The organism is Ureibacillus endophyticus (assembly GCF_024159215.1).
GTDB classification, from domain to species: domain Bacteria; phylum Bacillota; class Bacilli; order Bacillales_A; family Planococcaceae; genus Ureibacillus; species Ureibacillus endophyticus.
Genome location: NZ_JAMYWW010000001.1, coordinates 1 through 10,000 on the forward strand (window position 1 = coordinate 1; position 10,000 = coordinate 10,000).

Consider the following 10,000-nt stretch of genomic DNA (forward strand, 5'->3'; position numbering starts at 1 on the left):
TTGGCACATTTAGAAGAATTATGGAACAATGTCCTGGCTCAAGTAGAACAAAAAATTTCAAAACCAAGCTTTGAAACGTGGCTAAAATCAACTAAGTTACTTTCATATAAAGGATCTAATGTTACCATTGCCGCACCCAACTCATTTGCACGTGATTGGCTAGAGAATCATTATGTTCATCTAATCGCGGATATTTTGTCTGAACTAACAGGCGAAGACTTGTTTATTAAATTTGTTGTTCAAAAGGATCAGGATGACGATAGTGAGGATTTACCTGTACCACAGGTCATGCAAGTAAATACTGTTGATCACTCAGAAATTACACCTGGAATGCTTAATCCAAAGTATACATTTGATACGTTTGTTATCGGGTCTGGGAATCGATTTGCTCATGCAGCCTCTCTTGCCGTTGCTGAGGCTCCTGCAAAAGCCTATAATCCCTTCTTTATCTATGGGGGAGTAGGACTAGGGAAAACTCACTTAATGCATGCTATCGGCCATTATGTACTTGAACATAATCCAAATGCTAAAGTTGTTTACTTATCTTCTGAAAAGTTTACAAATGAATTTATTAATTCGATTCGTGATAATAAAGCTGTAGATTTTCGAAATAAATATCGGAATGTCGATGTATTACTAATTGATGATATTCAATTTTTGGCTGGAAAAGAATCTACACAAGAGGAATTTTTCCATACCTTTAATACATTACATACCGAATCAAAACAAATTGTTATTTCCAGTGACCGTCCTCCAAAGGAAATTCCAACTCTTGAAGATCGATTACGCTCACGTTTCGAATGGGGATTAATAACGGATATTACACCACCAGATTTAGAAACACGTATTGCGATTCTTCGCAAAAAAGCTAAAGCTGATGGATTAGATATTCCAAACGAGGTTATGCATCACATCGCAAATCAAATTGATACAAACATTCGTGAATTAGAAGGCGCTTTAATTCGTGTTGTTGCTTTCTCATCATTAGTGAATCGAGACATTACTGCAGAATTAGCTGCAGAAGCATTAAAAGATATCATTCCAAATGCAAAACCACGTATGATATCAATTCTAGATATACAGACTGCTGTGGGTGAACACTATCAAATTAAATTAGAGGATTTTGCCGCTAAGAAGAGAACGAAGTCAATCGCTTTCCCAAGACAAGTTGCTATGTACTTATCGAGGGAATTAACAGATTTCTCTTTACCAAAAATAGGGGAAGAGTTTGGTGGGCGTGACCATACAACAGTCATTCATGCTCATGAAAAAATATCCTCTATGTTAAAAGAGGATCAACAATTACAACAAGATATTAAACAAATTCGTAGTATGTTAGGTAAATAATGATGTGGATAACTATTTTATTTTCCCACACTTCCATACACAACTTATTAACATGTGGATAGTTAGAGTTTACTGGTGAAAAATATGGTTATCCACAAATCCACAGGCCCTATTACTATATCTATTAAAATCTTTTAAAATAATATATTAATAAGTGAGGTATAATCTATGAAATTTGATATTATGCGTGAGCGTTTACTAGATGGGTTAAATAACGTCATGAAGGCTGTCAGTTCTAAAACGACAATTCCAATTTTAACAGGGATTAAAATCGATGTAACAAATGATGGGATTACACTTACTGGTAGTGATGCAGATATTACAATTCAAACGTTTATCCCATTAGAAGAAGATGGAGACCAACTAATTAATATTACTGAAACAGGTTCAATTGTTTTACAAGCACGTATGTTTAACGAAATCGTTAGAAAATTACCAACAAATGATGTTGAAATCGAAGTATCAAATGGTTTACAAACACATATTCGTTCAGGTAAGTCTGAATTCCATTTAATTGGTTCTGATGCTTCTGAATATCCATTATTACCTGAAGTATCAACAGATCAACAATTTACTATGCCTGCAGATTTATTAAAATCTGTTATTCGTGAAACAGTATTTGCTGTAGCTACTTCTGAAAGTCGTCCTGTATTAACAGGTGTAAACTGGCAAATTCATGGTGATGAACTTGTATGTGTAGCTACAGATAGCCATCGTCTTGCTAGAAGAAAAACGACACTTGAACAATTGCCTACAAATGTTAATTCAGTAGTAATTCCAGGGAAAAGCTTAAACGAATTAAATAAAATTCTTGGTGAATCGAACAATCCAGTTGAAATTGTTATAACGAATCAACAGGTTTTATTTAAAACTGAAAATGTGTTATTCTTCTCAAGACTTCTTGAAGGTAACTATCCAGAAACTTCTCGTTTAATTCCAGAAGAATTTAAAACGACAATTACAATTAACGGTAAATCATTATTACAAGCAATCGACCGTGCATCTCTACTTGCACGTGAAGATCGTAATAATGTTGTTCGTTTTGAAACTTTAGAGGGGAACAGTGTTGAAATTTCATCAAACTCCCCAGAAATAGGTAAAGTTGAAGAACAAATTCAAGTAGAGTCGTTAGATGGCGAATCTCTAAAAATTTCCTTCAGTGCAAAATACATGATGGAAGCTCTAAAAGCAATTGATGGACAAGATGTTATAATTCAATTTACAGGAGCTATGAGACCATTTATTTTACGCTCTGTACATGACGATGCCATCTTACAATTAATCTTACCGGTAAGAACTTACTAAAAATTAATTTATAAATAAAATTATGTTTTTTAAAGATAGTCATTTATGGCTATCTTTTTCTTATGTATAAAAAGTGAATACAACTTTTTTAGAGCTATTAGAATTCCAATCATGTTTACTATTAGGGCAATAAGTTCAATTTTCCTTTTGACTAATTTTGTTTAATCTTCTTTTCTTGGCATTTTTAGTGCATTTTAGGTATGATAAAGAGATAGATGAATGTGAATCGGAGGATGTATTTACTTTGGATGAAATAGTAATTGATACAGAATTTATCACCCTAGGCCAAGCTTTAAAAGTTACTGATGCAATTAGTTCAGGTGGTATGGCTAAATGGTTTTTACAAGAAAATGATGTCTACGTAAATGGAGAAATTGACAATCGTCGAGGGAGAAAACTACGCCATGGTGATGTGATTAACATACCAGGGGTTGGTAGGTACGTGATTGTCAATAAGAACGGAGAAATCTAAATGTTCATTGAGCATTTACAACTAACCAATTATCGTAATTACGAATCTTTAAATTTGGACCTCTCCCCAAAAATAAATGTATTTATTGGGGAAAACGCACAAGGAAAAACAAACGTAATGGAATCTATTTACGTACTTGCAATGGCTAAATCCCATCGTACGAGTAACGATAAAGAATTGATACGTTGGGAAGCAGACTATGGTAAAATAGAAGGTGTTGTTCAAAACCGTTACGGTAGTTTTCCAATGGAATTATCCATTACAAAAAAGGGAAAAAAAGGAAAAGTAAATCATTTAGAACAAACGAAACTAAGTAACTATATTGGACAAATGAATGTCGTCATGTTTGCACCTGAGGATTTAAATGTAGTAAAAGGCAGTCCGCAAGTAAGACGACGTTTTATTGACATGGAAATTGGTCAAATCTCAGCACTTTATTTACATGAGTTACTCACGTTTCAAAAATTACTTAAACAAAGAAATCATTTGTTAAAAATTAATCAGGGTAAAAAGCAAATTGATGATGTTTTATTTGCTATTTATACTGAGCAATATATTCATTCAGCTGTCCAAATTATTCGTAAAAGATTCCACTTTATTGATCTTTTACAAGAATGGGCGGAACCAATTCATTCTGGTATTAGTCGTGGATTAGAAAAATTAACGATTAAATATCGTCCAACTACTGGATTGGATCCAGACTGGTCGACAGAAGAAATGGTTACATATTTGGAACAAAAATTAGCAGAAGTAAAAAAACGAGAGCTAGAAAGAGGGGTTACATTAGTTGGTCCACATCGCGATGACTTGCAGTTTTTAGTTAACGGTTATGATGTGCAAACTTATGGTTCTCAAGGACAACAGCGTACAACAGCACTTTCGTTAAAACTTGCTGAAATAGAATTAATCAAAAAAGAAACAAAAGAAACGCCCATTTTGCTGTTAGACGATGTTTTGTCAGAGTTAGATGACTATCGCCAATCACACTTATTAAATACCATTCAAGGTGAAGTGCAAACGTTTGTCACAACAACGAGTGTAGATGGGATACATCATGAGACAATTCAACATGCAGAAATGTTTCACGTGAAACAGGGTGAAATTGAAAATAATGTTTAGAAATTTTTAGATATTTTTATAAAGCTTAGAATTTTTAACACATACTATTGTTTGAAAGAGTAGGTGAACATGGTGGCTTTAGAAGAGAAACAACAAGTTCAACAAGCTTATGATGCTGATCAAATTCATGTTTTAGAAGGTTTAGAGGCAGTACGTAAGCGTCCAGGTATGTATATCGGCTCCACAAGCTCTAAAGGTCTTCACCATTTGGTTTGGGAAATAGTGGATAATAGTATTGACGAAGCATTAGCTGGCTATTGTTCGGAAATTGTCGTTGCCATCGAGAAAGATAACTGGATTCGTGTAGAAGATAATGGTCGTGGTATTCCTGTTAGTATTCAAGAAAAAATGGGTATGCCAGCTGTTGAAGTTATTATGACTGTTCTTCATGCAGGGGGAAAATTTGGCGGTGGAGGTTATAAAGTTTCAGGAGGTCTCCATGGTGTAGGTGCATCAGTAGTTAATGCACTTTCTTTAGTTACTGAAGTCTATGTTAAAAGGGATGGTCATGTTCATTCCATCGTTTTTGAACGTGGAAAAACAGTACAACCATTGAAAGTAATTGGTGACTCTGATGAAACTGGAACAACAACACGCTTTAAAGCTGACCCAGAAATCTTTAAAGAAACAACTATTTATGAATATGACATTTTAGCAACTCGTGTTCGTGAACTTGCATACTTAAACCGCGGCATTAAAATTACGATTGCAGACGAACGAGAAGAAGAAGTTTGTTCTGAAACATTTCATTTTGAAGGCGGTATACGCGAATATGTTGAGCATTTAAATAAATCAAAAGAACCGATTCATGAGCCTATTGATATTATGGGTGAAAAAGATGGCATATCGGTGGAAATCGCTATGCAATATAACCAGGGATACTCGTCAAACATCTATTCCTTTGCGAATAACATTAACACCTATGAAGGTGGTACCCATGAATCGGGCTTTAAAACAGCGTTAACACGTGTCATTAATGATTACGCTCGTAAAAACGGTTTAATAAAGGATTCGGAAGCAAATTTAACTGGTGAGGACGTACGTGAAGGGCTTACAGCTATCGTATCGGTAAAACACCCAGATCCACAATTTGAAGGGCAAACAAAGACAAAATTGGGAAATTCCGAAGTTAGTCAAATTACAAATTCATTGTTCTCTGATGGCTTTGAACGCTTCTTGTTAGAAAATCCTGCAGTTGCGCGGAAAATTGTAGAAAAGGGGTTAATGGCAGCTCGTGCACGTGTTGCAGCTAAAAAGGCTCGTGAATTTACACGTCGTAAATCTGCATTAGAAGTATCAAGCTTGCCTGGTAAGTTAGCGGATTGTACTTCTACAAACCCAGCAGAATCAGAAATTTATATCGTCGAGGGTGATTCGGCTGGTGGTTCAGCAAAATCTGGACGTGATCGCTATTTCCAAGCCATTCTACCTTTACGTGGGAAAATTTTAAACGTAGAAAAAGCAAACTTAAATCGCATATTATCAAACAATGAAATTCGTGCAATGATTACAGCCTTTGGTACAGGAATTGGAGAAGAGTTTGATTTAGAAAAAGCAAGATACCATAAAATTGTCATTATGACGGATGCTGACGTTGATGGTGCGCATATTCGTATTTTACTTTTAACATTCTTCTTCCGCTTCATGCGCCCGTTAATTGAGGCTGGATATGTATATGCTGCACAACCACCGTTATATCAGGTGAAACAAGGGAAACATGTCGAATACTGCTATTCAGATGAAGAACTACAAGAAATATTAAATAAATTACCAAGTACACCAAAGCCAGTTGTTCAACGTTATAAAGGTTTAGGTGAAATGAATGCTGAACAATTATGGGATACAACAATGGATCCAGAACATCGTACTTTGTTACAAGTTGAATTAGATGACGCTATACGAGCAGATAAAATTTTCCAAGAACTTATGGGAGATGAAGTAGAGCCTCGTAGAAACTTTATTGAGGAAAATGCAGTATATGTTCAGAATTTAGATATTTAAGTTGTTCGAAGGGAGGTTATTAAATGTCGGAAAATCAACATTCAGGTGTAAAAGGCATTAAAATTAGTGAAGAAGTACAAACATCATTTTTAAATTATGCGATGAGTGTTATCGTTTCCCGTGCATTACCAGATGTGCGGGATGGTTTAAAACCAGTACATCGTCGTATTCTTTATGGAATGCATGAGTTAGGAAACTATTCAGATAAACCATACAAAAAAAGCGCACGTATTGTAGGAGACGTAATGGGGAAATACCATCCACATGGCGACTCCTCCATTTATGATGCGATGGTACGTATGGCACAAGATTTTAGCTATCGTTATATGTTAGTAGACGGACATGGTAACTTTGGTTCAATTGACGGTGATGGTGCTGCAGCGATGCGTTATACCGAATCTCGTTTATCCAAAATTACTATGGAAATGTTACGTGATATCAATAAAGACACAATTGACTATCAAGATAACTATGATGGAAACGAAAAGGAACCAGTTGTTTTGCCTGCTCGTATTCCAAACCTATTACTAAATGGTGCATCTGGTATTGCTGTAGGTATGGCAACAAATATACCACCACATCAATTCGGTGAAACGATAGATGCTGTTATTGCTGTTTCAGAAAATCCAGCTATTACAACAGAAGAGCTAATGGAAATTATTCCAGGTCCTGATTTCCCAACAGGTGGTATTATTTTAGGTCGAAGTGGTATTCGTCGTGCTTATGAAACTGGCCGTGGTACGATTACAGTTCGCGCCAAAGTGGAGATCGAAGTTCAACCCAATGGGAAAGAAATGATTATAGTTAATGAAATTCCTTACCAAGTAAATAAGGCGAAATTAATCGAAAAAATTGCAGAGTTAGTACGTGATAAACGAATTGATGGAATTACTCATTTACGTGACGAATCCGATCGTCGTGGTATGCGAATCGTAATGGAAGTTCGTAAAGATGCAAATGCGAATGTTATCTTAAATAATTTATATAAACATACAGCAATGCAATCTAACTTTGGCGTAAATATGCTGGCGTTAGTAAATGGGCAACCGAAAGTATTAAGCCTTAAGGAAGTGTTGCATCATTATTTAGAACACCAAAAAGAAGTTATTACTCGCCGTACGCAATATGAATTAAGAAAAGCTGAAGATCGTGCTCATATTTTAGAGGGCTTGCGTATTGCTTTAGACCATATTGATGAAATTATTTCTATCATTCGTTCTTCACGTACAGGTGAAGAAGCAAAACCAGTTTTAATGGAACGCTTCAGTTTATCAGATCGTCAAGCTCAAGCAATTTTAGATATGCGTCTTGTTCGCTTAAGTGGATTAGAACGAGAAAAGATTGAAAACGAATACCAAGAGTTACAAGTGCTAATTGCAGATTTAAAGGCAATTTTAGCCGATGAAGGTAGAATTCTTGATATTATCCGTACGGAATTACGAGAAATTAAAGAGCGATATAATGATACTCGTAGAACTCAAATTTCGGCTGGTGGATTAGAAATGATTGAGGATGAAGATTTAATTCCTCGTGAAGACTCCGTTATTACCTTAACGCATAACGGCTACATAAAGAGACTAGCAGCCAACACATATCGTAGCCAAAAACGTGGTGGTCGTGGTGTACAGGGAATGGGAACTAACGAAGATGACTTTGTAGAGCATTTAATGTTTACCTCTACCCATGATACAATTTTATTCTTTACAACAAAGGGAAAAGTATTCCGTTCTAAAGGATATGAAATTCCTGAGTTCGGACGTACTGCAAAAGGGTTACCGATAGTTAATTTATTAAATTTAGATAAAAATGAAAAAGTAACTGCAATGATTCACGTAGATGAATATAAAGAGGATGCATATTTCATCTTTACTACCAAAACAGGAATTACTAAACGCACTCAAGTTTCTCAATTTGCGAATATCCGTAATAACGGCTTAATTGCGATTAACTTACATGAAGAGGACGATTTAATTTCTGTTCGTTTAACTGATGGAACGAAGGATGTTATTATCGGTACACATAACGGTATGCTTATTCGATTCAAAGAAGATGATATACGTTCAATGGGTCGTACAGCAGCTGGTGTGCGCGGTATAAAACTGCGTGAAGGTGACTATGTTGTAGGAATGGAAATTATCGAACCAGGACAAGAAATATTAGTTGTTACTGAAAAAGGATATGGTAAGAGAACACCGGAATCTGAATATCGTCTACAAAGTCGTGGCGGTGTTGGGATTAAAACAATCCAAATTACAGATAAGAATGGACCTATGTGTTCAGTAAAAACTGTTGATGGCACTGAAGATTTAATGCTAATCACAGTAAATGGTATGTTAATTCGTATGGATGTTAACGATATTTCGATTGTTGGTCGTAGCACGCAAGGTGTACGTCTAATCCGACTCGGGGAAGATGAAACAGTTGCTACAGTAGCACGTGTAAAGAAAGAAGAACAAGAAGATGATCTTGAAACTGATGATACACAGATTCAAGAATCAGATAGTGTAGAACAAGCTGATATGGATGATGATTCGTCTAACACAGAAAATGAATAATTATAAAAACTCAGAAACTTTGTAACAAAAAGTTTCTGAGTTTTTTTATTTAGATAAAACTAAAAAGAAAAAATATAGTATAATTTTACATATATTTAATAAATATGGATTAATTTAGAATATTATTACTTTTCAGAAATCTATATTGAAGTATAATGAGGGGGTTTTTGGAATGGAAGCTACAAAAGTTCATATAAATGACCTTCGAGTCGGAAAAATTGTTTCCGAAGATATATACGCAAATACACAATATCCTATCCTTTTAAAAAACACAAAATTAAGCCAAGAGCACCTATATATTCTAAAAGCTTTTAACATTGTACAAATTCCTATATTACTTGATGGGAAAGATCAAGAGAGAAAAGAGAAAAAAGAACCCGAAGAGAAAAGTGAAGTAAATGTAGCAGTGGAAAAAGTTGTTGTTGTTGACCGCTTTGGAAATAAATATAATGACGTAATAGATGAATTTAAAAAGATGTTTAATGGATGGGGAGCAGGCGCAAAAATAGACATCACAAAAGTGCGTACAATGATTTTACCTTTAGTTGAAAAAATACTAGAGGATAGAACAATTATTTTTGATTTAAATAGTTTTTCTAACGCAAAGGATTACTTGTATCATCATTGTATTGCTACAGGGCTTATTAGTGCGGCAATTGCACAAAAATTAGGTTATGAACGTGGCTATGTATTACAAATTGCGATTGCAGGTACATTGGCAGATTGCGGTATGGCGAGAATACCTTTGCGAATTCGCGAAAAAAAAGAGCCATTGAACCAACTTGAATTTAATGAAATCCGTAAACATCCTATTTTTAGTTTACAAATGGTTAAAAATGTACCGGCCTTTAAAGAGGAAATGAAAGAGGCAATCTATCAACATCACGAGCGTTTGGATGGAAGTGGATATCCTGAAAAATTACGGGTGGGTTCCGTTTCTAATTTTGGTCAAATTATTGCGGTAGCGGATACTTTCCACGCAATGACTAGTGAGCGATTATATCGCTTAAAGGAATCACCTTTTAAAGTTATAGAAAAGATTAAGGAATCTGAGTTTGGGAAATTTGATATTCAAGTAGTACAAGCACTAGTAGACCTTGTTGCTGCATTACCAATAGGTACAAAAATAGAGTTATCAAATTTAGAACGCGGTGAAATTATGTTTATTAATAAATTTGCACCAACGCGTCCATTAATTAAA

Annotated in this window: 7 protein-coding genes (1 of these 7 cut by a window edge); all 7 read left to right on the plus strand. The window is 35.1% G+C overall.

All coding sequences use genetic code 11. The features are described 5' to 3' along the window. The gene (dnaA, locus tag NKR20_RS00005) at positions 1-1,347 is read left to right on the plus strand and encodes a chromosomal replication initiator protein DnaA (protein ID WP_253422651.1); all 1,347 of its coding nucleotides are present in this window, start codon (positions 1-3) and stop codon (positions 1,345-1,347) included. Positions 1,348-1,515: 168 nt separating this feature from the next. Next, on the plus strand, positions 1,516-2,652 hold the full coding sequence (gene dnaN / locus NKR20_RS00010) for a DNA polymerase III subunit beta (protein WP_121214608.1): 1,137 nt from the start codon (positions 1,516-1,518) through the stop codon (positions 2,650-2,652). A 244-nt stretch (positions 2,653-2,896) separates the two neighbouring features. After that, complete coding sequence (gene yaaA, locus NKR20_RS00015; RefSeq protein WP_253422654.1) at positions 2,897-3,124, plus strand: S4 domain-containing protein YaaA; 228 nt, start codon at positions 2,897-2,899, stop codon at positions 3,122-3,124. Then, positions 3,125-4,243 carry a DNA replication/repair protein RecF gene (gene recF / locus NKR20_RS00020; RefSeq protein WP_121214610.1) on the plus strand — a complete coding sequence of 373 codons (1,119 nt, stop codon included), beginning with the start codon at positions 3,125-3,127 and terminating at the stop codon, positions 4,241-4,243. A gap of 69 nt (positions 4,244-4,312) precedes the next feature. Next, positions 4,313-6,244: a DNA topoisomerase (ATP-hydrolyzing) subunit B gene (gene gyrB / locus NKR20_RS00025; RefSeq protein WP_121214611.1), complete on the plus strand. Its 1,932-nt coding sequence runs from the start codon at positions 4,313-4,315 to the stop codon at positions 6,242-6,244. A gap of 23 nt (positions 6,245-6,267) precedes the next feature. Then, positions 6,268-8,799, plus strand: a complete 2,532-nt coding sequence (gene gyrA, locus NKR20_RS00030) for a DNA gyrase subunit A (protein WP_121214612.1) — start codon at positions 6,268-6,270, stop codon at positions 8,797-8,799. A gap of 172 nt (positions 8,800-8,971) precedes the next feature. Then, positions 8,972-10,000, plus strand: the 5' portion of a protein-coding gene (locus NKR20_RS00035; RefSeq protein ID WP_253422657.1) for an HD-GYP domain-containing protein. It continues 78 nt past the right edge of the window; 1,029 of the gene's 1,107 nt are visible here — the first part of the coding sequence; it begins with the start codon at positions 8,972-8,974; the stop codon falls past the right edge of the window.